Raw genomic sequence first — 26,455 nt, 5'->3', positions numbered from 1 at the left:
GATGTCTGATGTCCCATTTACGCATCCCGGCAAACTGGAAAGTAAAACGCTCTACTCCCTTCTTTACCAAAGACAACGTCCCGGCAGCACTTCTTTCTCACCATAACACCGCAGCAGGCGTGTTTGGACAGCTCTGCGTAATGGAAGGTACGGTAACGTATTATGGCTTTGCCAATGAAGACGCAAAAGAACCTGAAGTGAAAGTGGTGATTAATGCCGGTCAGTTCGCAACCAGCCCACCGCAGTACTGGCATCGCGTTGAATTAAGCGACGATGCGCAATTCAACATTAACTTCTGGGTGGAAGATGACAACCACTCCGATGAGATGTATCAGGCGAAAAAGTCTTAACCCTTAACGCCTGCTAATCGATGGGCGGCTCAGTCCGCCCATGAAGGTTTGTTCAGGATATGATCCTGCCAGTCACGCACTTCCGATTCTTTCACCGCAATATGACGAACTGAGATACGCTCACCGTGCATCGCCGCTTTTGATCCTGTCAGCAACGGGTGCCACTCCGGCAGCCCTTTTCCTTCTGCGAGCAGACGATAGGCGCAGGTCATCGGCAACCATTCAAAAGTCGGCAGATTATCACGCGTCAGTTTGATGCAGTCAGGCTCGTACTCGAATCGACGTTCGTAATTACGACACTGGCAGGTTTTAATGTTGAGCTGACGACAGGCGACGTTGGTAAAGTAGATTTCGTCAGTGTCTTCATCCATCAGCTTATGCAGGCAGCATTGACCGCACCCGTCACATAATGACTCCCACTCGGCATCGGTCATTTCATCAAGGGTTTTACTTTGCCAGAAAGGTATGTCGCTCATCAGGGTTTCCGCTATTGCAATAAAGCTGCACCTTATAACCAGTCTGGCACGCTGATGCAAGTTTTGCCGCCCGAAAAGGCGGCAAGCAGAGATTACAGCACGCGGGTTGTTAGCGTTTGACCGTGAAAACTGATGGCCAGTTCGTCGCCGCTGCTTAAAGGTCCCACGCCTGCTGGCGTTCCCGTTAGCACCACATCGCCCGCTTTGAGGGTAAAGAAACGACTCATATAAGCAATCAAGGGAACGATGTGATGGATCATGTCCGCCGTGGAGCCGTGCTGGCGAGTTTCACCGTTGACCGTTAATCCAAGCATCGTATCCTGCGGATCGCCGTTAAACTCCGCCACCGGAATAAATCCAGACAGCGGGCAAGAGTTATCAAAACCCTTCGCTTTTTCCCATGGCTGCCCCGCCTTCTTCATTTTGCCCTGAATATCGCGCAGGGTCAGATCCAGCGCGACACCATAACCGGCGATGGCTTTGCGCACATGATCTTCTGTCGCTTGCCGCAGGGTCGCGCCAATCAGCACAGCCAGCTCAACTTCATGGTGGACAGACCCCATATCAGATGGGATCACCAGCGGCTGGCGCAAATCGCACAGCGCGGTTTCCGGTTTAATAAACAGAACCGGTTCTTCCGGGGTGGTTCCGCCCATCTCTTTAATATGGTTGGCATAGTTACTCCCTACGCAAACCACCTTACTCACCGGATAATCCAGCAGAGCACCATGCCAGTTGTGATGTTGATACATTACTTTCCCCTAACGTAGTCATAGATTTCAGGTACTGCATCGATGGAACGTGCTGCTGCCGGATGCAGTTTAACGTTTAGCGTCTGGTGTATTTTGTTTTGCCGCTGCCAGATGCTGTTTAAGTAAATCTTCTGGCGGCGGGGGTATTTGTAAATAATAGCCCTGCTCGGTCAGGGCCTGTTTTACTTTTTCAAGATCGGCATTAACTAATTTTTTTCGCCCATCAAGCGGTAACATCATTGCCAGCGTCGGCTGACCAAATCCTCTCATCAGTTCTTCAGGAACGCGCGAGAAATCGTCTTTTTTTTCGACATATAAATAGGTCTGGTCACGTTTGCTGCTTCGGTAGATCACACAAAACATATCTTTTACTCTGAATTCACGGAATGTTGGCTTGCCTCAATATAATACTGACTATAACATGCCTTATAGTCTTCGGAATATCACCCCGCGCTGGGGATGATAAATAGCAAATTGAGTAAGGCCAGGATGTCAAACACGCCAATCGAGCTTAAAGGCAGTAGCTTCACCTTATCAGTGGTTCATTTACATGAAGCAGAACCCGAGGTTATTCGTCAGGCGTTGGAAGACAAAATCGCGCAGGCACCGGCTTTTTTAAAACATGCTCCCGTGGTGGTTAACGTGAGTGGTCTTGAAAGCCCGGTAAACTGGTCAGCGCTGCAGAAAGTGGTCGCGTCTACCGGATTGCGCATTATTGGCGTTAGCGGATGCAAAGACGCCAGACTAAAGGCAGAAATCGACGAAATGGGTCTTCCTTTACTGACTGAAGGTAAAGAAAAAGCTATTCGTCCTGCGCCTGTTGAGGTCCCGGCTCCCGTCGCTCCGCCGCAAAACGTTACTCCCATCACAAAAACACGATTAATAAATGTGCCGGTTCGTTCCGGTCAGCGCATTTATGCTCCACAATGTGATCTGATTGTTACAAGCCACGTCAGTGCGGGCGCAGAGCTTATCGCTGATGGCAATATTCATGTTTATGGAATGATGAGAGGCCGTGCGCTGGCAGGTGCAAGCGGCGATCGTGAAGCGCAAATTTTTTGTACCCATCTGACGGCAGAACTGGTGTCTATCGCAGGTGTTTATTGGCTGAGTGATAAAATCCCAGCAGAATTTTATGGCAAAGCGGCCCGTCTGCAATTAGCAGAGAACGCTTTGACAGTTCAACCGTTGAATTGATCCCTTTTTAACAAGGAATTTCTATGGCACGCATTATTGTTGTTACTTCGGGTAAAGGGGGCGTTGGCAAAACCACCTCCAGCGCGGCCATCGCTACAGGTTTGGCCCAGAAGGGAAAGAAAACTGTCGTTATTGATTTTGATATCGGCCTGCGTAACCTCGATCTGATTATGGGTTGTGAACGCCGCGTCGTTTACGACTTCGTCAACGTTATTCAGGGCGATGCGTCGTTAAATCAGGCGTTAATCAAAGATAAGCGTACCGAAAATCTCTTTATTCTTCCGGCCTCACAGACTCGCGATAAAGACGCGCTGACGCGTGAAGGCGTCGCGAAAGTTCTGGACGACCTGAAAACGATGGAATTCGATTTCATCGTCTGCGACTCCCCAGCGGGTATTGAAACCGGCGCGCTGATGGCCCTGTATTTTGCCGATGAAGCGATTATCACCACTAACCCGGAAGTCTCCTCTGTACGTGACTCTGACCGTATTCTGGGTATTCTGGCGTCGAAATCTCGTCGTGCGGAAAACGGTGAGGATCCGATTAAAGAGCATTTGTTGCTGACGCGCTACAACCCTGGCCGCGTAAATAAAGGTGACATGCTGAGCATGGAAGACGTACTGGAAATTCTGCGAATCAAGCTGGTTGGCGTGATTCCTGAAGATCAGTCAGTCCTGCGCGCGTCTAACCAGGGTGAGCCGGTTATTCTCGACATCAATGCTGATGCCGGTAAAGCCTATGCTGATACCGTAGACCGTCTGTTGGGAGAAGAACGTCCTTTCCGCTTCATTGAAGAAGAGAAGAAAGGTTTCCTCAAACGCCTGTTCGGAGGATAAGTTATGGCATTACTGGATTTTTTTCTCTCGCGGAAAAAGAGCACAGCGAACATCGCTAAAGAGCGCCTGCAGATTATTGTTGCGGAACGTCGTCGTAGTGACGCCGAGCCACATTATTTACCGCAACTGAGGAAAGATATTCTCGAGGTTATCTGCAAGTATGTACAAATTGATCCCGAAATGGTCACCGTACAGCTTGAACAAAAAGACGGCGATATATCTATCCTCGAACTTAACGTGACATTACCTGAAGCTGAAGAGTCTAAATAACGGCTTTGCTCAGTGAGTTATAGTTGCAAAAAAGGCAGATTATTCTGCCTTTTTTATTTTCAGTTTCTTGCCAAGCTGTTGCGGATTTATTCCAAAGTAAACTTTGGATAGTTTTCGGCAAAATAGCGGCGCAAATACTCAACCGTAATACGGATTTTTGCCGACGTCGCCAGCCGAGAAACATAAACCGCCCATATATTTGCTGGTTGATAATACTCGGGTAATACGTGTACCAGATGTCCACCAGCAATGTTGTCGCAAACGTCCCACCACGAACGCAGGGCAATTCCCTGCCCATCAAGACACCACTGATGTACCACTTCGCCATGATTAGACGACAGAGGCCCCGTAACTTTAATTGAGTGAGCGCCCTCTTTATTACGCATTTGCCAGATGCCAAACGGATGGTCGCGCTCTTTGATAACCAGACAAGGAAAAGTGGAGAGATCGTTGAGTTGCTTCGGCGTCCCGTGCTGCGCCACAAATTCCGGCGAGGCGCACAGAATACGGTAGTTAGTCGCCAGCTTGCGGGCAATCAGGTTCGGCGCGATATCATCCCCGATACGAATATCAAGATCGACGCCCTCATTCACCATATCCACCAGGCGGTCTTCAACATCGAACCTCAGTTCTAACTGCGGGTACGCTTTTGCCAGCGCAGACAGCGCCGGAGCCACCACCCGGCGGCCAAAACCAAAGCTACTAATAATGCGTAGCATCCCCTGCGGGATCTGCCTGGCATCAGACAATTCGTCCATCATCTGATCGACATCCTGCAGGATCCGCTGCGCCCATTCGTAGATCCGCTCCCCCTCTTCCGTGATGGTTACACGCCGCGTTGTCCGGTGCAGCAGCACCACGTTCAGTGTCTGCTCCAGCAGGGCTACTCGCTTACTGATAAAAGCCGGTGATACACCCAGTTCCTCGGCAACGGCGGCAAATCCTGCCCGACGGGCAACCAGCATAAAGACGCGTAAATCATTTAGCAGCGGCAGATTATTCATGATCTGTGTTTTATGTTTCACCAGTTAGGGGGATTAACTCTTAATCAGTCAATTATAGGATAAGGGGAAAGTCAATTTTGATGGCGTACAAGTGAGAGCTGCTATGAAGAAAACCTGTCGTATTGCCGCTATCCCCGGAGATGGCATTGGTAAAGAAGTGCTGCCTGAAGGCATTCATGTGTTACAGGCAGCCGCCGAGCGTTGGGGGTTGTCGCTCAGCTTTGAGCAAATGGAATGGGCGAGCTGCGAGTACTACACCCATCACGGTAAAATGATGCCGGATGACTGGCATGAGCAGTTGCAATCCTTTGATGCTATCTATTTTGGCGCCGTTGGCTGGCCGGACACCGTACCGGACCACATCTCTTTATGGGGCTCGCTGCTTAAGTTTCGCCGCGAATTCGACCAGTACGTCAACCTGCGTCCGGTACGCCTGTTCCCGGGAGTCCCTTGCCCACTGGCGGGCAAGCAGCCAGGCGACATTGATTTCTACGTCGTACGCGAGAACACCGAGGGAGAATACTCTTCTCTCGGCGGACGCGTGAGTGAAGGGACGGAACACGAGGTGGTTATCCAGGAGTCGGTCTTCACCCGTCGCGGCGTGGATCGTATATTGCGTTACGCTTTCGAGCTGGCGCAAAACCGCCCGCGCAAAACCCTGACCTCGGCGACCAAATCCAATGGTCTGGCCATCAGCATGCCTTACTGGGACGAGCGTGTTGAAGCAATGGCGGCTAACTATCCTGAGATCCGTTGGGATAAACAGCATATCGATATACTGTGCGCCCGCTTTGTGATGCAGCCGGAGCGCTTTGACGTTGTGGTTGCCTCCAACCTGTTCGGCGACATCCTCTCCGATCTGGGTCCGGCCTGTACCGGGACGATTGGCATCGCGCCTTCTGCCAACTTAAACCCGGAACGCACCTTCCCATCCCTGTTCGAGCCGGTGCATGGTTCGGCCCCCGATATTTACGGAAAAAACATCGCCAACCCGATTGCCACTATCTGGGCTGGCGCCATGATGCTGGACTTCCTTGGCAAGGGTGATGCCAACTATAAGGCTGCCCACGACGGTATTCTGGCGGCAATTGAGCACGTTATTGCCAGTGGCCCGAAAACGCCGGATATGAAAGGCAGCGCCACCACGCAACAGGTGGGAGAAGCCATCTGTCAGGCACTACGTTAGAGGTCAAACCACGAAATATGAGCCGCGTCACTGACGCGGCTTTTTTATGCGTTTTGTGGAGCCAATAACCTGCGCTAATTCACCTTTTATTATTTCCGTTCCGTGTTTTATTGCTTCACGCATCGGGCAATTGTTTAATTCATGTAAAGAACAAATAATAAAATTGTTAAATAAAAAGTAACTCATTCTACCCCTACAGCATGATAACAACGACAGGCTAATGCCATACGCGGGCAACTGTGCCCAGGAGATCCCATGTTGAGCAACGTCAAGAAAAAAGACATGCCGCTGATAGCCATCAGCCTGGTGGCTATTCTTTTCATCGCCGCCACACTTAGTCTCTTCCCTCAGCAGTCTGCACAAGTCGCAAATACCCTTTTTAACGGCGTTACCCGGATGCTGGGTTCCGCCGTGCAGATCCTCGTTCTGATGGCTATGGGTCTGGTCGTCTGGCTGGCTACCAGCAAATACGGCAACATCCGTCTGGGAGAAGGTAAAGCGGAATACAGCACGCTCTCTTGGCTGTTTATGTTTATATGCGCCGGATTAGGCTCCTCCACGCTCTACTGGGGCGTTGCTGAGTGGGCCTATTATTACCAGACCCCGGGGCTGAATATCGCGCCGCACTCGCAAAAAGCGCTGGAATACAGCCTGCCCTATTCCTTTTTCCATTGGGGGATCAGCGCATGGGCGACCTACACATTGGCCTCATTAACCATGGCCTACCACTTTCATGTGCGTAAAAACAAAGGACTGAGCCTGTCCGGGATTATCGCCGCCATTACCGGCGTGCATCCGCAGGGCGTCTGGGGTCGCCTGGTTGACCTGATGTTCCTGATCGCGACAGTTGGCGCGTTAACTATCTCTCTGGTCGTCACCGCAGCCACCTTTACCCGCGGTTTGTCTGCCCTGACGGGGTTACCGGATAACTTCACGGTGCAAGCGTTTGTGATCCTGTTCTCTGGCGGCATTTTCTGCCTGAGCTCCTGGATTGGTATCAATAACGGTTTGCAACGTCTGAGCAAAATGGTCGGCTGGGGGGCATTTTTACTGCCGCTGCTGGTGCTGATCGTCGGCCCGACCGAATTCATCACCAATAACATCATTAACGCCATCGGCCTGACGACACAAAACTTTTTGCAAATGAGCCTCTTCACCGACCCGCTTGGCAACGGTGAGTTCACCCGTAACTGGACGGTGTTCTACTGGCTGTGGTGGATCTCCTACACGCCGGGCGTGGCAATGTTTGTCACTCGCGTATCTCGTGGTCGCAAAATCAAAGAGGTTATCTGGGCATTAATCCTCGGTAGCACTGTTGGCTGCTGGTTCTTCTTTGGCGTGATGGAAAGCTACTCCATTCACCAGTTTGTGAACGGTGTGATCGACGTACCGCAGGTTATGGCGACGCTGGGTGGTGAGACGGCCGTACAGCAAGTGTTGATGTCGTTGCCTGCCGGGAAACTGTTTCTGGTGGCGTATCTGGCGATCATGATTATATTCCTCGCCTCACACATGGATGCTGTGGCCTACACCATGGCGGCCACCAGCACACGCAACCTGCAGGAAGGGGAAGATCCGCAGCGCAGTCTTCGTCTGTTCTGGTGCGTGGTCATCACCCTGATCCCATTATCAATTTTGTTCACCGGCGCGTCCCTGGAAACCATGAAGACCACGGTGGTTCTGACCGCTCTTCCATTCCTCGCCATCCTGTTGGTGAAGGTTGGCGGTTTTCTGCGCTGGGTACGGCAGGACTATGCCCACGTTCCTGCGCATCAAATTGAAAGCCATCTTCCCGAAGCGCCAGTTGACGTCCCGGTCGCGCCACCGGCCGGGACACTACTCAAAGGCGACAATTAAGCGCCAGTACAAAAATCCTCTTACTCACAAATTAAAGGTATTCCAATGAGCAATCTGAGCCCTGAGTTTATTCTGCCGCAAAATTTCTGTGCCAACCCGCAGGATGCCTGGACTATCCCGGCCCGGTTTTATACCGACCATCAGGCTTTCGAACACGAACAAGAAAAGGTGTTCGCTAAAAGCTGGATTTGCGTCGCCCACAGTAGCGAACTGGCGAAACCCAATGATTATGTTACCCGAGAAGTGATTGGCGAGAATATCGTGCTGGTACGTGGTCGCGATAACGTGCTGCGGGCCTTCTACAACGTCTGCCCGCATCGCGGTCATCAGTTGTTGAGCGGCGAGGGGAAAGCGAAAAATGTGATTACCTGCCCTTACCACGCATGGGCGTTCAAACTTGACGGCAATCTGGCGCATGCGCGTAACTGCGAAAACGTCGCCAACTTCGACAGCGAAAAAGCGCACCTTACACCGGTGCGCCTGGAAGAATATGCCGGATTCGTGTTTATAAACATGGATCCGAACGCGGGCAACGTGGAAGAACAACTCCCAGGTCTTGCAGACAAAGTTATCGAAGCCTGCCCAGACGTGCATGACCTGAAACTTGCTGCGCGCTTTACGACCCGTACCCCAGCCAACTGGAAGAATATTGTCGATAACTATCTGGAGTGCTACCACTGCGGTCCGGCCCATCCAGGTTTTTCCGACTCGGTCCAGGTTGACCGTTACTGGCATACCATGCACGGCAACTGGACGCTGCAATACGGTTTCGCCAAACCTTCAGAGCAGTCATTTAAGTTCGAAGAAGGGGTTGATGCCGCCTTCCACGGTTTCTGGCTGTGGCCGTGCACCATGCTCAACGTGACGCCAATCAAAGGCATGATGACCGTTATCTACGAATTCCCGGTAGATGCGGAAACCACGCTGCAAAACTATGACATCTACTTCACCAACGAAGAGCTGACCGAAGAGCAGAAACAACTGATCGAATGGTATCGCAACGTCTTTCGTCCTGAAGATTTACGTCTGGTTGAAAGCGTACAAAAAGGGCTGAAATCGCGCGGGTATCGCGGCCAGGGACGCATTATGGCAGACACCAGCGGCAGTGGCATCTCCGAGCATGGCATTGCCCATTTTCATAATCTGGTCGCCCAGGTTTTTCAGGAATAACCCGGGGCTGTTACGACAGGTTCCGGCGCGTCGCTGAGGCGCGTCGGACAGATTTTTTAGGGAGGCCGCAATGTCTGATTATCAAATGCAAGAAGTCCGGGTCAGCCGGATTGAGACGATTACCGCGCAGGTAAAATGCTTCACTTTAACGGCGACCTCAGGCCAGCCGTTACCTGCGTTTCAGGGTGGCAGCCATATTATCGTGCAGATGCGCGATGGCGAGACCCTGTACAGCAATGCGTACTCGCTGATGAGTTCACCACGCGATACGCGCGCCTATAAAATCGCCGTACGCCTGGAGGAAGAGTCCAAAGGCGGCTCACGATACCTGCATCAAAACGTGAAGCCCGGCGACACGCTCACGATCTCCACACCAAACAATCTCTTCGCCCTCGCCCCTCAGGCACAAAAACATCTGTTGATTGCCGGAGGCATCGGCATCACACCGTTTTTATCGCAACTCCCGGAGCTGGAACAATCTCAGACGCAATGGCAACTGCACTATTGCTCTCCCAGCCAGGAGACCTGCGCGTTTCATGACGAACTCATGCAACACCCCAGCGCCGATCGCATTCATCTGCACCTGTCGAACGCAGGCACCCGCCTCGATTTAGCCCGTCTGCTGGCAGATGTTGAACCCGGCACGCATATCTACACCTGTGGCCCTGCGGTGCTCAACGATGCTGTCAGAGAAGCGGCTTCCCGCCTTGGACTGGACAGCAATACCCTACATTTCGAACAATTTGCCGTGGAAGAGAAAGGCGGCGACGCCTTCACCCTGGTGCTGGCGCGTTCCGGGCGCGAGTTTGTGGTCCCGGAAGATATGACCATTTTGCAGGTTATCGAAAATAACAAAGCCGCTCGGGTTGAGTGCCTGTGCCGGGAAGGTGTTTGCGGCACCTGCGAAATGACGATTCTCGAAGGGGAAGCGGATCACCGCGATCAGTATTTCAGCGACGACGAAAAAGCCAGCCAGCAAAGCATGCTCATCTGCTGCTCGCGCGCCAAAGGTAAGCGCCTGGTGCTCGATCTGTAGCGTTGCGCAGGCCGGGTCAGCAAACGCGCGACCCGGCGAGCCTGGTGACTTACTGCGGGTATTCCTGCAGCAGCGCGTTGAGGCGATCGGACATCAATTCGCCACGCCAGCCGGAAACCAGCTCTGGCAGGGATTGCTGCGGCTTTAATTTCCAGTGCCAGTTGAGCAACTGGTTGATCTGGCGACGCGAAGCAAGCAGTTCGACGCTGAGATTATGTTCCGCACTCACCTCGGCAACCAGCGCTTTGATGGCTTTGAACGCCTTGCGATACCCTGGCATATCCATCAAATTCAGCAGCGGCTGCGGTAGCGACTCTTCCGGTAAAGCCTGGGCCTTTTCTACCAGGGCGATCAGCGTTTTACCGTGGAAACGAATTTCGCTCCCGGAAAGACCCAGGCTATCCAGTTCCCCCAGGCTGCCCGGCATATAACGCGCCACTGCCCACAGGTGCTCTTCACGCACCACGAAGTTTACCGCCAGATCGCGCTCGCGTGCTTTACGCAGTCGCCAGTCGGCAAGCAATTGCAGGCAGGCTAGCTGACGGGTGCGCAGTTGCCACGCGTTGGTGATGTCACGCCAGGCGTCTTCTGGCGCCAGAATCTCCTGGCGACGCTGCTGCATTAAGCGGCATTCGTCCAGCGCAGCTGGCAGCCAGCCGCTGGCTTCGGTTTCAGCCATCAGTTTTGTGGTGATCGGTAACAGATACCAGACGTCAGCCGCCGCGTATTCGCACTGACGCTCGGTCAGCGGTCTGGCCAGCCAGTCGGTACGCGATTCGCTTTTGTCGAGCGCCACACCCGTAAACTCTTCCACCATCGAGGCGAAGCCCCACGACAGTGGACGACCGCAAAATGCGGCCAGGATTTGTGTGTCAATTAACGGCTGCGGAAGTTCGCCAAAAGCGTTGAGAAACACTTCCAGGTCTTCACTTCCCGCATGCAGGAATTTGGTGATGGCGGTATCACGCAGAATATCGCGCAGGGGCGACCAGTCGGTGATCCCTAGCGGATCAATCAGAGCAACGTGTTTGCCATCAAACAGCTGGATCAGCCCCAACTGCGGATAATAGGTACGTGTGCGAACAAATTCGGTATCCAGGGCTATCGCCGGAAATTCACGGACGGCTTCGCACAGCGTGGCTAACGCGTCGTCCGTGGTGATCATTTGATAATTCAAATCGTGCTCTCTTAGGTTTGCGCCAAAAAAAACGCCGGTTTACCCGGCGTTTTCTGCTGGCTGACTTAACGCTCAGCCTTTATTGTCCACTTTGGCGCGCGCTTCGTCACGTAATTCTCGTCGCAAAATTTTACCGACGTTAGATTTCGGCAACTCGTCGCGAAACTCCACCAGCTTCGGTACTTTATAGCCCGTCAGGTGACGACGGCAGAAAGTGATAAGCGCCTCATCAGTTAACGAGGCATCTTTCTTCACCACGAAAATTTTCACCGCTTCACCGCTACTGCCCGACGGAACGCCGACCGCAGCCACTTCCTGTACGCCAGGATGTTGCATAACCACGTCTTCAATTTCATTTGGATAGACGTTAAAGCCGGACACCAGGATCATATCTTTCTTACGATCGACAATACGCAGGAAGCCTTCATCATCCATCACCGCAATATCGCCGGTGTGCAGCCAGCCGTCTTTAACGATTTCGTCGGTGGCGTCTGGTCGCTGCCAGTAGCCCAGCATCACTTGCGGACCTTTCACGCACAGTTCGCCCGGTTCTCCCGGCGGCACTTCGTTATCGTCGTCATCCACCAGTTTGACCTCGGTGGAAGGAACCGGTAACCCGATACTGCCGCTGTGGTAGTCGATATCATGAGGATTGACGCTCACCAGAGGGGCACACTCCGTCAGGCCATAGCCTTCCAGCAGATACTGACCGGTCAGCTTCACCCAACGTTCAGCTACCGCCTGTTGAACCGGCATCCCGCCTCCAGCCGAAAGGTGCAGTGACGAGAAGTCCAGTTGTTGGAACTCTTTGTTATTCAGCAGCGCGTTAAACAGCGTGTTGACGCCGGTCATGGCGGTGAACGGATACTTCGCCAGCTCTTTTACCAGTCCCGGAATATCACGCGGGTTGGTAATCAGCAGGTTTTGACCGCCCAGCTCAATAAACAGCAGACAGTTCATCGTCAGCGCAAAAATGTGATACAGCGGTAGGGCCGTCACCACCAGTTCTTTACCCGGATGCAGCAACGGGCCATAAGTGGCGTTAACCTGCTCAAGGTTAGCCAGCATGTTACGGTGCGTAAGCATCGCGCCCTTCGCCACACCGGTAGTCCCCCCGGTATATTGCAGGAACGCCAGATCTTCCGACACCACTTCGGGTTTCACATACTGCATGCGATAACCGTTTTGCAGCGCACTACGAAATGAGATGGCATCCGGCAGGTGATATTTCGGCACCAGACGCTTGATATACTTGACGACAAAGTTAACCAACGTCCCTTTGGCGGTCGACAGCTGATCCCCCATACGCGTCAGGATCACGTGTTGCACCGACGTTTTGTCGACGACTTTTTCCAGCGTGTGGGCAAAGTTAGACACGATGACAATCGCCGACGCGCCGCTGTCGTTGAGCTGATGTTCCAGCTCGCGAGGCGTGTACAGCGGGTTCACGTTCACGACGATCATGCCGGCACGTAAAATCCCAAACAGTGCGACCGGATATTGCAGCAGGTTCGGCATCATCAATGCGACGCGATCGCCCTTCTTCAGCCCGAGTCCCTGTTGCAAATAGGCCGCAAATGCCCGGCTACGCTCTTCAAGCTTACGGAAGGTCATCACCTCCCCCATGTTTACAAACGCGGGCTGATCGGCATACCGTCTTACTGAGTGTTCAAAGAGTTCCACCAGGGATTGATAACGGTCAGGATTGATCTCCGCAGGAACACCAGCGGGATAACGGTTAAGCCAAACCTTTTTCAATACATCACCTCTAAAATGCGTATTCGTCGTCATCACAACCCCAGGCAATAAACAAACTATTAACATAATATTAACTCAGCGTACCAGTTTGTTTATTACACAACGACAAGGTTGCGAAGCTCGTCACTATTTATTTTTCTTATATCCACGTTAATGCAGAAACAGCGGACGAGCCGCTGTTTCTTTTACTCATAAAACAAAGAGTTACTCAGTTACTATGGTCTGAACCTGTGCCGGGCCGGGATTGTACCATCCCCATCCACCGTAGCCACCGTAAGGCCAACCACGCGCACCGTAGAACCAGGGGTCGATCGGCTGCGGCGGCATAACAATTTGCTGAGTAATATGCCAGCGTTTATAGCCAGTTACCTGCATCAGCATGAATTTATACGGCGTATTACCGATTTTTCCATCCACAGTACCGCTAATCGGACCGACGACGGTAACCAGTTGACCGCGGAAGTCCACCGGGTCGAGGAAGCCATTTACATCAGCATAAATTCGCCCGCGGGAGGCTTCGCCCAGCACCGGTCTCGCCCCGCTATCAAGAGGAACAGTGGCAATTTCCAGACGGGATTTCCCCTGCTGGTTCTGAATATCCACAACTTTACCGCCGAAACGCGCTTCCTGTCCGACATACAGCTGCGGGGCATTCATAACCCGCACCAGATCCTGCTGCGGCGTAGGGCTCGAACCTTTAATCGCGTCCGGGATGGTGACACAACCGCTAAGCATTAACGCGAATGCGCCCGCCAACACACCTTTCAATAACTGCTTTTGCACCGCCATATTGCGACTCCCTTTTCTTAGCTTCTGCCCCGACCAATTCACCATGCTGCGCACTGACGGCTATGCGAATTAACCAGGGATGTACTACTAAGATTCATTCTTTACCGGGAAGTTTCTTCCATGCCACGGTGTTACGTAAATAAACCGGTTCCGCATGTTCAACCGCCACGGTCTTACCGGCAGCTAGCATTTGCGTGGCAACAGGCAGCATATCTTCAGCCGCCGGAAGCAAAACGTCGCCATCGCTCAGCGTCAGACCGCTGTCTTTACCGAGCTCAGGCCAGGCAGGCCAGCCCGTTCCGACCGTTACCCACTCGCCAGACAGTTGCAGTAAACGCGCATGCACCTGCTCGGGGGTTAGCACCGCTTCGGTTTCTTCACCGTGCCAGTTGCCGTGCTCATCACGCAGGTATTCGGCCCAATAGACTTCGCCCATTCGCGCGTCGATCGCGGCCAGTACGCGGGTCGCGCCCGACTTACGCCAGGCTCCCTGCGCCATTGTTGCCAGGGTGGAGACGCCGATCATCGGTAAATTCGCGCCTAACGCCAGCCCCTGAGCAATGCCAATACCAATACGTACACCGGTGAAACTGCCAGGACCGCGACCAAACGCCAGAGCGTCGATATCGGTTAACGTGAGATCGCCAGCGGCCAGGATTTCCTCAACCATTGGTAAAATTCGTTGGGTGTGTTCTCGTGGGCAAAGCTCGAAATGAGCCTTGGTAGTACCGTCATTCCACAGGGCAACAGAGCACGCCTCTGTGGCGGTATCGATAGCCAGAATTCGCATGGGTGTTTGTGATCAGGTCAATAAATTTGGCGCGCATCTTACCACACTCCGTAACAAATTACTCAGTCGTTGGTATGGCAAGAAAACGAACAGCGCGAGCAATATCACGCGTCCGCGGCGCAGGCGGAAGACTTGCCAGGAAAGTGGCACCGTAAGGTCGCATCACCAGACGGTTGTCGCAAATCACCAGCACCCCGCGGTCGTCAGCGTCACGAATCAGACGCCCCACGCCCTGTTTCAGGGTGATTACCGCATCCGGCAACTGAACGTCTTCAAACGGATCGCCGCCGCGCAAACGGCAGTCCTCCATCCGCGCTTTTAACAGCGGATCGTCCGGCGAGGTGAACGGCAGTTTATCAATAATCACCAGCGACAACGTATCGCCACGCACGTCCACCCCTTCCCAGAAGCTGCTGGTGGCAACCAGTAACGCATTACCTGCGCTGACAAACTGCTGTAACAGTTGCCCTTTACTGGTTTCGCCCTGCAGCAGCACGGGAAGGGTCATGGTGGCGCGGAATTGTTCAGCCAGATCGCGCATCATCGCGTGCGAGGTACACAGCATAAAGCAGCGTCCGTTGTTCGCTTCGATAATAGGACGCAGCATGGATGCCAGCTGACGCGCCGCTCCCGGTTGGTTAGTTTGCGGGAGATTACGCGGCACGCACAGCAGCGCCTGGCGGGTGTAATCAAATGGGCTTGGCAGCAGCATCGACTCGGCATCTTCAATACCCAGCCGCGCGGTGAAATGATGAAGATCATCGTTTACCGACAGCGTCGCGGAGGTAAAAATCCAGCAGCCCGGCTTCTGTTCCATCACTTCTTTGAATTTATCCGCCACCGTGAGCGGCGTCAGCGCAAGGGTGAAATGGCGCGAGGTGCATTCATACCAGTAGCTGAAACCTGGCTGGTTGATCTCTTTCAGGCGCTTCAGACGAGTACGGTAAAGCGTGGCACGTTCAAACGCGGCATCCAGCAAAGCGGAACGTCCGAGAGACAGTTTCGCCACGTCGTAACACAGCTCCAGCGTGTCATCGAGCAACAAAAACGCGCGCTGCACGCGCGGGTCGGCCAGCAGTTCCCGCAAGTTTCCTCGATAGCCCGGCTCGCCCAACTGCAGGCGGAAGTCCTGCGCGCTTTGCGCCAGTCGGTCGGCGCATTTTTGAAGCTGCTGAGTGTCTTTCAGCTCGGTGCGATAGGCAATGGTGATGTCTTTCGCCAGATCCAGCAGTTGGCGACTGGAGAGCGATTGACCAAAATACTGGCTGGCGATATCCGGTAACTGATGCGCTTCATCGAAGATCATCACTTCAGCTTCCGGGATCAGCTCGCCAAACCCACTCTCTTTCACCACCATATCAGCAAGAAACAGATGGTGGTTTACCACGACGACATCCGCATCCATCGCCTTCTTGCGCGCTTTAACGACAAAGCACTCTTTGTACAGCGGGCAGTCGCTCCCAAGGCAATTATCGTTTGTGCTCGTCACCAGCGGCCAGGCCTGAGAGTCTTCCGCCACGCTGACGCAGGTGCTGATGTCACCATCAAGGGTTTGATTTGACCAGGAGCGTAGCAGAATGACGTCACTTAAAGTCTGTACCGGCAGGTCACCGCCCGCCAGCGCCTGTTGTTCGAGACGCTCAAGACACAGATAGTTTGAACGCCCTTTCAGCAGCGCCAGTTTACCCGTGAATTCCAGAGCCTTCGCTACTGTGGGTAAATCGCGGCTGTATAGCTGATCCTGCAACGCCTTCGAGCCCGTGGAGACAATTACTTTCTTTCCGGCACGCAGCGCGGGGGCAAGATAAGCGTAGGTTTTACCTGTTCCTGTTCCGGCTTCGACAACAAGCGGCTGTGATTTTTCGATAGCATGGCTGACGGCGAAGGCCATCTGCCGCTGTGGTTCACGCGGTTTAAAACCGGGTATCGCTTTAGCCAACTGACCGTCTGCTGCAAAATCGTCCGTCACACTGCCCCCTGTTCATTTGAACAGGGATTATGTCAGGCCAGCGGCTCTTTCGCCAGTTGAAGAGGTGACGTGGACACAACATTATGGCAGTCTTGGCGCAACCCGAAGCCATTATGAAAAAACGTAAATGAGGAATGATTTATGACGATTGTGCGCATTGATGCCGAAGCGCGTTGGTCCGACGTGGTTATCCACAACAACACGTTGTATTACACCGGCGTACCGGAAAATCTGGATGCCGACGCCTTTGAGCAAACGGCAAATACGCTGGCGCAAATTGATGCGGTGCTGGAAAAACAGGGCAGCAGCAAGTCACGTATTCTTGATGCCACCCTGTTCCTGGCGGACAAAAATGATTTTGCCGCCATGAACAAAGCCTGGGACGCATGGGTTGTTGCTGGTCACGCGCCGGTACGTTGTACCGTTCAGGCCGGGTTAATGAACCCGAAATACAAAGTTGAAATTAAGATTATCGCTGCGGTATAAGCGGCGTTATTCGTCTTCATCTTCAAAACGCGCCACGATCCGCTCGCCGGTATGGCTGGCGCGTAATTCAGCAGCCACTTTCGTAATCGCCTCGCCACTGCTCATCCCCTGGGATATCAGTTCATGAATGCGTTCAACCGCCTGTTGCTGCTGATCGTGCGTGAGTGAAGGTAAACCTGCAATCATGGTGAACTCCTGCTAAATTATTAGCGCTAATTATTTCATGCTACCCGGCACATAGCCAGTGAAGTAGCAACGAGTCAGGACTGATGAAGACGTTATCTCCCGCTGTAATCACACTCCCCTGGCGTCTGGACGCCGCTGAGCACTATTTTGCCACATTAAGCCACCAGCCCTGGGCAATGCTTTTGCATTCGGGCCATGCCGACCATCCGCATAATCGCTTTGATATTCTGGTCGCCGACCCTATTACCACGCTGGTCACACATGCAGAAGAGACCGTTGTGCATGACCATCACGGCACTATGCAAACGGTTGATGATCCGATGACGGTTTTACGTTCGGCGCTGACATCGCTGACTATTCAGCCCGATTATAATCCCGATTTTCCCTTCCAGGGAGGCGCATTGGGTCTGTTCGGTTATGACTTAGGCCGTCGTTTTGAATCTCTGCCAACGGAAGCCGAACAGGATATCACGCTACCGGACATGGCGGTTGGCATTTACGATTGGGCGCTGATTGTCGATCATCAGTTGCAAAGGGTGTCGCTACTTAGCCACTCCGATGTACAGGCACGACGCCGTTGGCTGGAAAGTCAACAGATTCCCGTGCGCGAACCGTTTTCGTTAACATCCTCGTGGCAGTCCAACATGACCCGCGCGCAGTATGGTGAAAAGTTCCGTCAGGTGCAGCGTTATCTGCACAGCGGCGATTGCTATCAGGTCAATCTTGCCCAGCGTTTTCAGGCGCATTATCAAGGCGATGAGTGGTTGGCGTTTGTACGTCTCAACCATGCGAACCGCGCCCCGTTCAGTGCGTTTATACGTCTTGATGAAGGGGCGATTCTCAGCCTTTCACCTGAGCGTTTTATTCTGCTGGAAAACCAGCACATCCAGACGCGTCCGATTAAAGGCACGCTGCCCAGACTTGAAGATGCCGATGCCGATCGTCAGCAGGCTCAATCTTTGGCGAACTCGCCAAAGGATCAGGCGGAAAACCTGATGATCGTCGATTTAATGCGTAATGATATCGGCCGCGTTGCCGAACCCGGTTCGGTACAGGTTCCGGAACTGTTCGTTGTCGAACCGTTCCCTGCCGTTCATCATTTGGTCAGCACCATTACCGCGCGTCTGCCAGAGTCATTGCACGCCACTGACCTGCTGCGCGCCGCCTTCCCCGGCGGCTCTATTACCGGTGCGCCAAAAGTGCGGGCAATGGAAATTATTGACGAACTGGAACCGCAAAGACGCAACGCCTGGTGCGGTTCCATTGGCTATCTGAGCTTTTGCGGCAATATGGATACCAGCATCACCATTCGCACGCTGACAGCCACCAACGGACGCATTTATTGTTCCGCTGGCGGTGGCATTGTGGCGGACAGCCAGGAAGATGCGGAGTATCAGGAAACGTTTGATAAAGTGAATCGTATTTTGCACCAACTGGAGAACTGACACGTGGAATACAGCAGCCTGACGCTTGATGATTTTTTATCGCGCTTTCAACTCCTGCGCCCGCAGGTTAATCATACTGCGTTAAACCAGCGTCAGGCCGCCGTACTGATCCCCGTCGTGCGTCGTGCACAGCCGGGGTTACTGTTAACTCAGCGTTCCGTTCATCTGCGCAAGCACGCCGGACAGGTCGCCTTTCCCGGCGGCGCGGTGGATAGCAGCGATGCCTCGTTAATTGCCGCCGCCCTTCGCGAAGCGCAGGAAGAAGTGGCGATCCCACCATCCTGCGTGGAGGTGATTGGCGTTCTGCCGCCGGTCGACAGTGTGACCGGTTTCCAGGTCACGCCGGTGGTAGGCATTATCCCGCCAAATTTGCCGTATCGCGCAAGTGTTGATGAAGTTTCCGCCGTGTTCGAAATGCCGCTGGCACAAGCCCTGCATTTAGGTCGTTATCACCCACTGGATATCTACCGTCGCGGCGATTCACATCGTGTATGGCTTTCCTGGTATGAGCAATATTTCGTCTGGGGAATGACCGCCGGAATAATTCGTGAGCTGGCGCTGCAAATTGGCGTCAAGCCCTGACTATACTTATCTTTACGCACACCATAGACAACTTGAAACTCAGGTCACAACATTAGTAAAACCGCGGTTATCTATTAGTTTAATTCATGTGAATAGTTAAGCCGATCGCCGCGTTCCCTCTTACACTATGCGCAGTTATAACATCGTTACTGGAAACCCCAGTCGCCCTGTAGGAGTATTATCGTGATTAGTCTATTCGACATGTTTAAGGTGGGGATTGGTCCCTCATCTTCCCATACCGTAGGACCTATGAAGGCGGGTAAACAGTTCGTCGATGACCTGGTCGAAAAAGGATTACTGGACAGCGTTACTCGTGTCGCCGTCGACGTGTATGGTTCACTGTCGCTCACGGGTAAAGGTCACCATACCGATATCGCCATTATTATGGGTCTGGCGGGCAATGAGCCTGCTACCGTAGATATTGACAGCATCCCCGGATTTATCCGCGACGTGGAAACGCGTGGACGCCTGCTGCTTGCGCAGGGTCAGCACGAAGTGGATTTCCCGCAGAATGACGGAATGCGTTTTCACAACGGCAACCTGCCGCTGCATGAAAACGGAATGCAGATCCACGCGTATAGTGGCGAAACCGTCATTTACAGCAAAACCTACTACTCTATCGGCGGTGGATTCATCGTTGATGAAGAACATTTTGGTCAGGATGCCGCGGGCGAGGTCAGTGTGCCTTATCCGTTCAAATCCGCCACTGAAATGCTGGAATACTGCAACAGCACCGGCCTGTCTCTCTCTGGCATGGCGATGCAGAACGAACTTGCTCTGCACAGTAAAAAAGAGATTGAAGAGTACTTTGGTAACGTCTGGCAAACCATGCAGGCTTGTATCGATCGTGGTATGAACACCGAAGGCGTGCTGCCGGGTCCGCTGCGCGTTCCTCGTCGTGCTTCAGCCCTGCGTCGTATGCTGGTTTCCAGCGACAAGCTGTCCAACGATCCGATGAACGTGATCGACTGGGTGAACATGTTCGCGCTGGCCGTTAACGAAGAAAACGCCGCGGGTGGTCGCGTAGTTACTGCGCCAACCAACGGTGCCTGCGGTATCGTGCCTGCGGTACTGGCCTATTACGATCATTTCATCGAGTCCGTCAGCCCGGATATCTATACCCGTTATTTCCTGGCGGCCGGCGCGATTGGCGCGTTGTATAAAATGAACGCGTCTATCTCTGGTGCAGAAGTGGGTTGTCAGGGTGAAGTGGGCGTAGCCTGTTCCATGGCTGCCGCGGGTCTGGCTGAACTGTTAGGCGCAAGCCCTGAGCAGGTGTGTGTTGCTGCTGAAATCGGCATGGAACATAACCTCGGCTTAACCTGCGATCCGGTTGCGGGACAGGTACAGGTTCCGTGCATCGAACGTAATGCCATTGCGTCAGTGAAGGCGATCAACGCTGCGCGTATGGCAATGCGCCGTACAAGCGCTCCGCGCGTCTCGCTGGATAAAGTCATTGAGACCATGTACGAAACAGGTAAAGACATGAACGCCAAATACCGTGAAACGTCACGCGGTGGCCTGGCAATCAAAGTTCAATGTGACTAATACTTATTTTTCGCCCATCTGCGACGGATGGGCGAATTTGCCCCCTCTCCCTCGTCTGGCGTAATTTTCCCCACTACACTTGCTCTGTTGCTGTTGGCTACTGTGACCAACGGCTTATCGGGCGGCCCGCATGCAAACAGCGCAAAGGATCATCAAGAACTATCGCCGGAATCGCTTAATCGTCTGCACATTATGTGCACTACTGACGCTCATTCTCACATTAACTGTCCGATTTATTTCGGAGCGTAATTTAAATCATCGCAATACCGTTACCTTTGCCAACCACGCCGTTGAAGAGTTGGATGACGTGCTTTTGCCCCTACAGACCGGACGCGATGTACTGCTACCGCTGATTGGGCTTCCCTGCTCAGTCGCGCGTTTACCTCTGAGTAAGCATGCAGCCAGACTGCAAACGGTACGTTCTATCAGCCTGATTCAGAGCGGGATCCTTTATTGTTCCAGCATTTTTGGCTATCGCAATGTGCCTATTCGCCAACTGGAGCCTGAATTACCCAGTCGGGAGCCGCAATTGCTGCTGTCTACCGACCATTCGTTGATTAAGGGCAGTCCGATTCTGACGCAATGGTATCCAGCATCTGCCGATGGCTCAGATGGCGTGCTGGAAATCGTTAACATTGATTTATTATCGTCTATGTTGCTTGAACCCCAGCCACCGCAAATTACCCATGCCAGCTTAACCGTCGGTAATCGCCATTTGCTATATGGACAGGGTGTTGTCGATACGCTACCTGAACTGGATAATGAAAAACGCTACCAGCTCTCATCGCAACATTTCCCCTTTACTATCAGCGTTACCGGTCCGGGGGCCAGCGAACTGGCTATAAAACATCTACCAACACAACTGCCGCTGGCGGTGATCCTAAGTTTTTTAGTGGGCTACCTGGCATGGCTGGCGACCGCCAGCAGAATGAGCTTCTCCTGGGAGATAAATCTGGCCCTTGCTGCACGGGAATTCGAGCTGTTTTGCCAGCCGCTACTTAATGCGCAAACCCAGCAATGTATGGGAGTGGAAATCCTTTTACGCTGGAATAACCCGCGCCAGGGTTGGATCTCTCCCGAAGTGTTTATTCCCATCGCAGAGGAGCACAACCTGATTGTGCCGCTTACCCGTCATGTCATCGCAGAAACCATTCAGCAACGGCACGTATTCCCGATGAGCAGCCAGTTTCATATTGGGATTAATGTTGCCGCCAGCCATTTTCGTAACGGTACGCTGCTAAAAGATCTCAACCAGTACTGGTTCAGCCAGCACCCTATTCAGCAGTTGGTTATCGAACTCACCGAGCGCGATGCGTTGCTGGATGTGGATTATCGGGTCGTACGCGAGTTAAATCGGCTTGGCGTAAAGCTGGCAATTGACGATTTCGGCACCGGCAACAGCTCGCTCTCCTGGCTGGAAAAGCTTCGCCCGGATGTGCTGAAGATTGATAAATCATTTACCTCGGCAATCGGGACAGACGCCGTGAACTCAACCGTCACAGACATCATTATCGCTCTGGGGAAAAAACTGAATATCGAACTGGTGGCGGAAGGCGTTGAAACACAGGCGCAGGCACAGCATTTGCGCCGACACGGCGTACATTTATTGCAAGGCTTTTTGTATGCAAAGCCGATGCCGCTGCGCGATTTTCCCAAATGGCTGGCGGGCAGCACGCCGCCGCCCGCCCGGCATAACGGGCGACACAGTATGCACGTTATGCCGTTTCGCTAACCCCGCTTACTCGTCTTCGTCGTGAGCGGGTTGTTCTTTAACAATGCGAACTAAATCCACACGATAGTCATTGGCTTCGACAATCGTAATGCTCAACGGTGCAACATCGATAACATCACCTACGCGTGGAATATGGCCGTTAGCGGCAATGACTAAACCTGCCACCGTGGCGATGTCTTCATCTTCATTCACTAACGTATCCACGTCCAGCGCCTGTTGCAACGCATGCAGATCGGTACCACCTTTCACCAACCAACCGCCTGCATCAGCAATAATTTCAGGCGTTTCATCAGCATCCGGGAATTCACCGGCAATAGCTTCTAATACGTCCAACGGCGTGACCAGACCCTGGACTACACCAAACTCGTTAGTGACGATAACAAAGCTGCCGCGAGCGCGTCGCAGAACACCTAACAGATTGATAGGATCCAGCGTTTCCGGGACAATAATAGCCGGAGACGCAGAGGCAATGGCCGCCACATCCACACCGTCTTCCAGCGCGACCAGCAGCTCTTTAGCACGCACAATACCGATGATTTCATCCAGTTCGCCACGACACACCGGGAACAGGCTGTGTGGTGACGAGAGCAATTGCTCGCGAATTTCCTCCACGCTCAGGTCTGCATCAACCCAGCTAATTTCGCCACGAGGCGTCATAATGCCGCGTAATGAACGCGACGCCAGAGAAAGGACGCCGTTGATCATATAACGTTCTTCTTCCACAAATGCGCCTTCCGGGACGGGAACCGGCACTGGGTTGTCGGATTCCATCTGCGCGCTGGCCTGACTTTTACCCCCCATCAGACGCAGGATTGCATCGGCAGTGCGCGCACGCAGCGGCAGCGTCGACTGGTGGCGAATAAAGTTCCGACGGGCAATCTGGTTAAACAACTCAATGATGATTGAGAAGCCAATCGCCGCATACAGATAGCCTTTCGGAATATGGAAGCCAAACCCTTCGGCAACCAGGCTCAGACCGATCATTAACAGGAAGCTCAGACACAGCACCACCACCGTCGGATGTTGGTTCACAAATCGTGTCAGCGGCTTAGAAGCCAGCAGCATCACGGCCATAGCAATCACGACCGCCGCCATCATCACCGGCAGATGGTTGACCATACCGACCGCCGTAATAACGGCATCCAGCGAGAACACCGCGTCGAGGATGACAATCTGCGTCACAACAACCCAAAAACTCGCATACCCTTTTGCCTGGCCGGTATCATGTTCACGGTTTTCCAGCCGCTCATGCAGCTCTGTCGTGGCCTTGAACAAGAGGAAAATCCCCCCCAGCAGCATGATCAGATCGCGCCCCGAGAACGAGTAGTCCATTAACGTAAATAGCGGCTTAGTTAGCGTCACCATCCACGAAATCACGGACAACAAGCCCAGGCGCATAACCAGTGCCAGTGACAAACCGATTAAACGCGCTTTATCTCGCTGTTTTGGCGGCAGCTTATCAGCCAGGATCGCAATGAAGACCAGGTTATCAATACCCAGAACAATTTCGAGAACGACAAGCGTGAGCAAACCCACCCAAATCTGCGGGTCCATTAATAATTCCATGACAAGCTCCTGCTTAAGGAATGACCAAACTGCGCGCTGAGGATCTCAGGCGTTGAAGCGATATGCAGAGAAAATTTGTGGCAAAAAGTGCCAATCTGACAGGCTTGATACGGCCTGATAGTGAAATGACGTCGGTGACGATCCATATGGTGAGCTACTGCCCTATACTCCTGAGTAATTAAACCGATGCTAAACATAACAGAGACAACCGTTTTTTAGCAAAGATTTACCTTCCTTTGCAATAAGTTGTTTCGGAGATATTTTACCCTTCGAAATTTCTTTTTATCGGAAGTTAAATTACGGATCTTCATCACATAAAATATTTTTTTCGATATCTAAAATAATTCACGAAAATCATAGGTTTTTCTTTGTAACCCTTATCTGAATCGATTCGATTGCGGACGACGATTCAAATACATCTTCACGTTGATGTGTTAACGATAATAAAGGAGGTAGCAAGTGACCATTGCTATTGTAATAGGCACACATGGTTGGGCTGCAGAGCAGTTACTTAAGACAGCAGAAATGCTGTTAGGCGAGCAGGAAAACGTCGGCTGGATCGATTTCGTTCCATGCGAAAATGCCGAAACGCTGATTGAAAAGTACAACGCTCAGTTGGCAAAACTCGATACCAGTAAAGGCGTGCTGTTTCTCGTTGACACATGGGGAGGCAGCCCGTTTAACGCTGCGAGCCGCATTGTCGTCGATAAAGAGCATTACGAAGTCATCGCCGGTGTGAACATTCCCATGCTGGTTGAAACCTTCATGGCGCGTGATGACAACCCCAGCTTCGATGAATTAGTAGCACTGGCCATTGAAACCGGTAGCGAAGGCGTGAAAGCGCTGAAAGCAAAACCGGTGGAGAAAGCCGCTCCAGCCCCAGTCGCGGCGCCAAAAGCAGCAGCTCCCGCCAAACCGATGGGGCCGAACGATTATATGCAGATCGGCCTGGCGCGTATTGATGACCGCTTAATCCATGGTCAGGTAGCAACTCGCTGGACCAAAGAAACCAACGTAACACGCATTATCGTCGTCAGTGATGAAGTTGCCGCCGATACCGTGCGTAAAACGCTGCTGACCCAGGTTGCACCTCCGGGTGTGACGGCGCATGTGGTTGATGTCGCGAAAATGATCCGCGTCTACAACAACCCGAAATATGCAGGTGAGCGTGTGATGCTGTTGTTTACCAACCCGACCGACGTAGAACGTATCGTTGAAGGTGGTGTGAAAATTACCTCTGTAAACATTGGCGGTATGGCTTTCCGTCAGGGTAAAACGCAGGTAAACAACGCAATTTCTGTCGATGAAAAAGACATCGAAGCCTTCAAGAAACTCAACGAACGCGGTATTGAGCTCGAGGCTCGTAAGGTTTCTACCGATCAGAAACTGAAAATGATGGATTTGATTGCCAAGGTGAAATAACGCCCTGGCATTTACTTAGTTTTCACACTTAAGTCTGTATAGCAATAGGAGAAGTACAATGGAGATTACCACTCTTCAGATTGTGCTGGTGTTCATCGTCGCATGTATCGCGGGTATGGAGTCGGTACTCGATGAATTTCAGTTCCACCGTCCGTTGGTGGCCTGTACGCTGATTGGTGCCGTTCTCGGTGATATGAAAACCGGTATCATCATCGGTGGTACCCTGGAAATGATCGCCCTGGGCTGGATGAACATCGGTGCTGCGGTTGCACCTGATGCCGCATTGGCCTCAATTATCTCTACCGTTCTGGTTATCGCGGGTCACCAAAGCATTGGTGCAGGTATCGCGCTGGCTATCCCACTGGCAGCAGCAGGCCAGGTACTGACCATCATCGTTCGTACTATCACCGTAGCATTCCAGCACGCAGCGGATAAGGCGGCAGAAAACGGTAACCTGACGGCGATCTCCTGGCTGCACGTATCCTCCTTGTTCCTGCAGGCTATGCGTATCGCTATCCCGGCGGTAATCGTGGCGATTTCTGTTGGTACCAGTGAAGTTCAGAGCATGCTTAATGCCATTCCGGAAGTTGTGACCGGCGGTCTGAACATCGCAGGGGGTATGATCGTAGTGGTTGGTTATGCGATGGTCATCAACATGATGCGCGCAGGCTACCTGATGCCATTCTTCTACCTCGGCTTCGTCACCGCGGCATTTACTAACTTCAACCTGGTTGCTCTGGGTGTGATTGGCGCAGTAATGGCTATCCTCTACATTCAGCTGAGCCCGAAATATAACCGCGTAGCCGGTGCACCTGCTGCTGCGGCTGGCAATAACGATCTCGATAACGAACTGGACTAGCAGGTGAGCGAA

The 26,455-nt window shown here is 52.7% G+C and carries 26 protein-coding genes; 15 read left to right on the top strand and 11 right to left on the bottom strand.

Features of this window, described 5'->3' with window-relative positions; genetic code table 11:
• The first annotated feature begins 8 nt into the window (after positions 1-8).
• Complete coding sequence (locus tag HV345_RS10655; RefSeq protein ID WP_016153372.1) at positions 9-350, top strand: DUF1971 domain-containing protein; 342 nt, start codon at positions 9-11, stop codon at positions 348-350.
• 29 nt (positions 351-379) lie between these two features.
• Here HV345_RS10655 and HV345_RS10650 read toward each other — a convergent pair whose 3' ends face one another.
• The 3 genes from HV345_RS10650 to HV345_RS10640 form a co-directional block, all read right to left on the bottom strand.
• On the bottom strand, positions 380-826 hold the full coding sequence (locus tag HV345_RS10650) for a YcgN family cysteine cluster protein (RefSeq protein ID WP_016153373.1): 447 nt from the start codon (positions 824-826) through the stop codon (positions 380-382).
• A 92-nt stretch (positions 827-918) separates the two neighbouring features.
• Complete coding sequence (locus HV345_RS10645) at positions 919-1,578, bottom strand: fumarylacetoacetate hydrolase family protein (protein ID WP_016156786.1); 660 nt, start codon at positions 1,576-1,578, stop codon at positions 919-921.
• A gap of 69 nt (positions 1,579-1,647) precedes the next feature.
• Positions 1,648-1,941: a YcgL domain-containing protein gene (locus HV345_RS10640; RefSeq protein WP_016153375.1), complete on the bottom strand. Its 294-nt coding sequence runs from the start codon at positions 1,939-1,941 to the stop codon at positions 1,648-1,650.
• A gap of 126 nt (positions 1,942-2,067) precedes the next feature.
• Between HV345_RS10640 and minC the strand changes: the two genes are divergently transcribed.
• The 3 genes from minC to minE are packed head-to-tail and all read left to right on the top strand — an operon-like array spanning position 2,068 to position 3,881.
• Positions 2,068-2,775 (top strand): septum site-determining protein MinC, encoded by a 708-nt coding sequence (minC, locus tag HV345_RS10635; protein ID WP_016153376.1) that lies wholly within the window; start codon positions 2,068-2,070, stop codon positions 2,773-2,775.
• A 23-nt stretch (positions 2,776-2,798) separates the two neighbouring features.
• The gene (gene minD, locus HV345_RS10630; RefSeq protein WP_003020956.1) at positions 2,799-3,611 is read left to right on the top strand and encodes a septum site-determining protein MinD; all 813 of its coding nucleotides are present in this window, start codon (positions 2,799-2,801) and stop codon (positions 3,609-3,611) included.
• Positions 3,612-3,614: 3 nt separating this feature from the next.
• Entirely contained in the window at positions 3,615-3,881 is a 267-nt protein-coding gene (minE, locus tag HV345_RS10625; protein WP_001185666.1) for a cell division topological specificity factor MinE, read from the top strand.
• A gap of 86 nt (positions 3,882-3,967) precedes the next feature.
• Here the strand turns inward: minE and HV345_RS10620 are convergent, their stop codons facing one another.
• Complete coding sequence (locus HV345_RS10620) at positions 3,968-4,885, bottom strand: LysR family transcriptional regulator (RefSeq protein WP_016153377.1); 918 nt, start codon at positions 4,883-4,885, stop codon at positions 3,968-3,970.
• A gap of 103 nt (positions 4,886-4,988) precedes the next feature.
• On the opposite strand from HV345_RS10620, the gene HV345_RS10615 reads away from it, so the two are divergent.
• The 4 genes from HV345_RS10615 to HV345_RS10600 all read left to right on the top strand — a co-directional run bounded on the left by HV345_RS10615 (position 4,989) and on the right by HV345_RS10600 (position 10,134).
• Positions 4,989-6,071 carry a tartrate dehydrogenase gene (locus tag HV345_RS10615; RefSeq protein ID WP_016153378.1) on the top strand — a complete coding sequence of 361 codons (1,083 nt, stop codon included), beginning with the start codon at positions 4,989-4,991 and terminating at the stop codon, positions 6,069-6,071.
• A gap of 255 nt (positions 6,072-6,326) precedes the next feature.
• Entirely contained in the window at positions 6,327-7,928 is a 1,602-nt protein-coding gene (locus tag HV345_RS10610) for a BCCT family transporter (protein WP_049043155.1), read from the top strand.
• A 45-nt stretch (positions 7,929-7,973) separates the two neighbouring features.
• Positions 7,974-9,098 carry a carnitine monooxygenase, oxygenase subunit YeaW gene (yeaW, locus tag HV345_RS10605; RefSeq protein WP_181636605.1) on the top strand — a complete coding sequence of 375 codons (1,125 nt, stop codon included), beginning with the start codon at positions 7,974-7,976 and terminating at the stop codon, positions 9,096-9,098.
• A 70-nt stretch (positions 9,099-9,168) separates the two neighbouring features.
• Complete coding sequence (locus tag HV345_RS10600) at positions 9,169-10,134, top strand: PDR/VanB family oxidoreductase (RefSeq protein WP_181636604.1); 966 nt, start codon at positions 9,169-9,171, stop codon at positions 10,132-10,134.
• 49 nt (positions 10,135-10,183) lie between these two features.
• On the opposite strand, the gene rnd is transcribed toward HV345_RS10600, so the two are convergent.
• From rnd to HV345_RS10575, 5 genes are all read right to left on the bottom strand, one after another.
• Complete coding sequence (rnd, locus tag HV345_RS10595) at positions 10,184-11,299, bottom strand: ribonuclease D (protein WP_016156789.1); 1,116 nt, start codon at positions 11,297-11,299, stop codon at positions 10,184-10,186.
• A gap of 84 nt (positions 11,300-11,383) precedes the next feature.
• A complete protein-coding gene (gene fadD / locus HV345_RS10590) occupies positions 11,384-13,069 on the bottom strand; it encodes a long-chain-fatty-acid--CoA ligase FadD (protein WP_131379489.1) in 1,686 nt (561 codons plus the stop codon).
• 204 nt (positions 13,070-13,273) lie between these two features.
• The gene (locus HV345_RS10585; RefSeq protein WP_016153384.1) at positions 13,274-13,858 is read right to left on the bottom strand and encodes a Slp family lipoprotein; all 585 of its coding nucleotides are present in this window, start codon (positions 13,856-13,858) and stop codon (positions 13,274-13,276) included.
• A 94-nt stretch (positions 13,859-13,952) separates the two neighbouring features.
• Complete coding sequence (gene tsaB, locus HV345_RS10580; protein WP_094761103.1) at positions 13,953-14,648, bottom strand: tRNA (adenosine(37)-N6)-threonylcarbamoyltransferase complex dimerization subunit type 1 TsaB; 696 nt, start codon at positions 14,646-14,648, stop codon at positions 13,953-13,955.
• Between the two features lie 58 nt (positions 14,649-14,706).
• On the bottom strand, positions 14,707-16,617 hold the full coding sequence (locus tag HV345_RS10575; RefSeq protein ID WP_016156792.1) for an ATP-dependent DNA helicase: 1,911 nt from the start codon (positions 16,615-16,617) through the stop codon (positions 14,707-14,709).
• 141 nt (positions 16,618-16,758) lie between these two features.
• Here HV345_RS10575 and HV345_RS10570 point away from each other — a divergent pair, with 141 nt between their 5' ends.
• Complete coding sequence (locus tag HV345_RS10570; protein WP_016153387.1) at positions 16,759-17,103, top strand: RidA family protein; 345 nt, start codon at positions 16,759-16,761, stop codon at positions 17,101-17,103.
• A 6-nt stretch (positions 17,104-17,109) separates the two neighbouring features.
• On the opposite strand, the gene HV345_RS10565 is transcribed toward HV345_RS10570, so the two are convergent.
• Entirely contained in the window at positions 17,110-17,289 is a 180-nt protein-coding gene (locus tag HV345_RS10565; protein ID WP_016153388.1) for a YoaH family protein, read from the bottom strand.
• 80 nt (positions 17,290-17,369) lie between these two features.
• Here HV345_RS10565 and pabB point away from each other — a divergent pair, with 80 nt between their 5' ends.
• From pabB to HV345_RS10545, 4 genes are all read left to right on the top strand, one after another.
• Positions 17,370-18,734: an aminodeoxychorismate synthase component 1 gene (pabB, locus tag HV345_RS10560; RefSeq protein WP_181636696.1), complete on the top strand. Its 1,365-nt coding sequence runs from the start codon at positions 17,370-17,372 to the stop codon at positions 18,732-18,734.
• A gap of 3 nt (positions 18,735-18,737) precedes the next feature.
• Positions 18,738-19,316: a CoA pyrophosphatase gene (locus tag HV345_RS10555; RefSeq protein WP_016153390.1), complete on the top strand. Its 579-nt coding sequence runs from the start codon at positions 18,738-18,740 to the stop codon at positions 19,314-19,316.
• A 183-nt stretch (positions 19,317-19,499) separates the two neighbouring features.
• Positions 19,500-20,864, top strand: a complete 1,365-nt coding sequence (gene sdaA, locus HV345_RS10550; protein WP_016153391.1) for an L-serine ammonia-lyase — start codon at positions 19,500-19,502, stop codon at positions 20,862-20,864.
• Positions 20,865-20,994: 130 nt separating this feature from the next.
• Positions 20,995-22,596 (top strand): EAL domain-containing protein, encoded by a 1,602-nt coding sequence (locus HV345_RS10545; protein WP_016156794.1) that lies wholly within the window; start codon positions 20,995-20,997, stop codon positions 22,594-22,596.
• 6 nt (positions 22,597-22,602) lie between these two features.
• Here HV345_RS10545 and yoaE read toward each other — a convergent pair whose 3' ends face one another.
• The gene (yoaE, locus tag HV345_RS10540) at positions 22,603-24,162 is read right to left on the bottom strand and encodes a CNNM family cation transport protein YoaE (protein ID WP_181636603.1); all 1,560 of its coding nucleotides are present in this window, start codon (positions 24,160-24,162) and stop codon (positions 22,603-22,605) included.
• Between the two features lie 459 nt (positions 24,163-24,621).
• Between yoaE and manX the strand changes: the two genes are divergently transcribed.
• Both manX and manY read left to right on the top strand, forming a co-directional pair.
• A complete protein-coding gene (gene manX / locus HV345_RS10535; RefSeq protein WP_181636602.1) occupies positions 24,622-25,584 on the top strand; it encodes a PTS mannose transporter subunit IIAB in 963 nt (320 codons plus the stop codon).
• A 58-nt stretch (positions 25,585-25,642) separates the two neighbouring features.
• Entirely contained in the window at positions 25,643-26,443 is an 801-nt protein-coding gene (manY, locus tag HV345_RS10530) for a PTS mannose transporter subunit IIC (RefSeq protein WP_016153395.1), read from the top strand.
• The last annotated feature ends 12 nt before the right edge of the window (positions 26,444-26,455 follow it).

Origin of the sequence: Citrobacter sp. RHBSTW-00986 (assembly GCF_013783065.1) — a bacterium.
Classification (GTDB): domain Bacteria; phylum Pseudomonadota; class Gammaproteobacteria; order Enterobacterales; family Enterobacteriaceae; genus Citrobacter; species Citrobacter braakii.
The sequence above is the reverse complement of the archived record's forward strand: the minus strand, read 5'-3'. Positions and strand labels throughout refer to the sequence as shown.

What these genes read in the sequence shown, in the direction of transcription:
- HV345_RS10655 (WP_016153372.1), top strand. Translation starts at nt 9, where the DNA reads ATGTCCCATTTACGCATCCCGGCAAACTGGAAAGTAAAACGCTCTACT.
- HV345_RS10650 (WP_016153373.1), bottom strand. Translation starts at nt 826, where the DNA reads ATGAGCGACATACCTTTCTGGCAAAGTAAAACCCTTGATGAAATGACC.
- HV345_RS10645 (WP_016156786.1), bottom strand. Translation starts at nt 1,578, where the DNA reads ATGTATCAACATCACAACTGGCATGGTGCTCTGCTGGATTATCCGGTG.
- HV345_RS10640 (WP_016153375.1), bottom strand. Translation starts at nt 1,941, where the DNA reads ATGTTTTGTGTGATCTACCGAAGCAGCAAACGTGACCAGACCTATTTA.
- minC (WP_016153376.1), top strand. Translation starts at nt 2,068, where the DNA reads ATGTCAAACACGCCAATCGAGCTTAAAGGCAGTAGCTTCACCTTATCA.
- minD (WP_003020956.1), top strand. Translation starts at nt 2,799, where the DNA reads ATGGCACGCATTATTGTTGTTACTTCGGGTAAAGGGGGCGTTGGCAAA.
- minE (WP_001185666.1), top strand. Translation starts at nt 3,615, where the DNA reads ATGGCATTACTGGATTTTTTTCTCTCGCGGAAAAAGAGCACAGCGAAC.
- HV345_RS10620 (WP_016153377.1), bottom strand. Translation starts at nt 4,885, where the DNA reads ATGAATAATCTGCCGCTGCTAAATGATTTACGCGTCTTTATGCTGGTT.
- HV345_RS10615 (WP_016153378.1), top strand. Translation starts at nt 4,989, where the DNA reads ATGAAGAAAACCTGTCGTATTGCCGCTATCCCCGGAGATGGCATTGGT.
- HV345_RS10610 (WP_049043155.1), top strand. Translation starts at nt 6,327, where the DNA reads ATGTTGAGCAACGTCAAGAAAAAAGACATGCCGCTGATAGCCATCAGC.
- yeaW (WP_181636605.1), top strand. Translation starts at nt 7,974, where the DNA reads ATGAGCAATCTGAGCCCTGAGTTTATTCTGCCGCAAAATTTCTGTGCC.
- HV345_RS10600 (WP_181636604.1), top strand. Translation starts at nt 9,169, where the DNA reads ATGTCTGATTATCAAATGCAAGAAGTCCGGGTCAGCCGGATTGAGACG.
- rnd (WP_016156789.1), bottom strand. Translation starts at nt 11,299, where the DNA reads ATGATCACCACGGACGACGCGTTAGCCACGCTGTGCGAAGCCGTCCGT.
- HV345_RS10585 (WP_016153384.1), bottom strand. Translation starts at nt 13,858, where the DNA reads ATGGCGGTGCAAAAGCAGTTATTGAAAGGTGTGTTGGCGGGCGCATTC.
- tsaB (WP_094761103.1), bottom strand. Translation starts at nt 14,648, where the DNA reads ATGCGAATTCTGGCTATCGATACCGCCACAGAGGCGTGCTCTGTTGCC.
- HV345_RS10570 (WP_016153387.1), top strand. Translation starts at nt 16,759, where the DNA reads ATGACGATTGTGCGCATTGATGCCGAAGCGCGTTGGTCCGACGTGGTT.
- HV345_RS10565 (WP_016153388.1), bottom strand. Translation starts at nt 17,289, where the DNA reads ATGATTGCAGGTTTACCTTCACTCACGCACGATCAGCAGCAACAGGCG.
- HV345_RS10545 (WP_016156794.1), top strand. Translation starts at nt 20,995, where the DNA reads ATGCAAACAGCGCAAAGGATCATCAAGAACTATCGCCGGAATCGCTTA.
- yoaE (WP_181636603.1), bottom strand. Translation starts at nt 24,162, where the DNA reads ATGGAATTATTAATGGACCCGCAGATTTGGGTGGGTTTGCTCACGCTT.
- manY (WP_016153395.1), top strand. Translation starts at nt 25,643, where the DNA reads ATGGAGATTACCACTCTTCAGATTGTGCTGGTGTTCATCGTCGCATGT.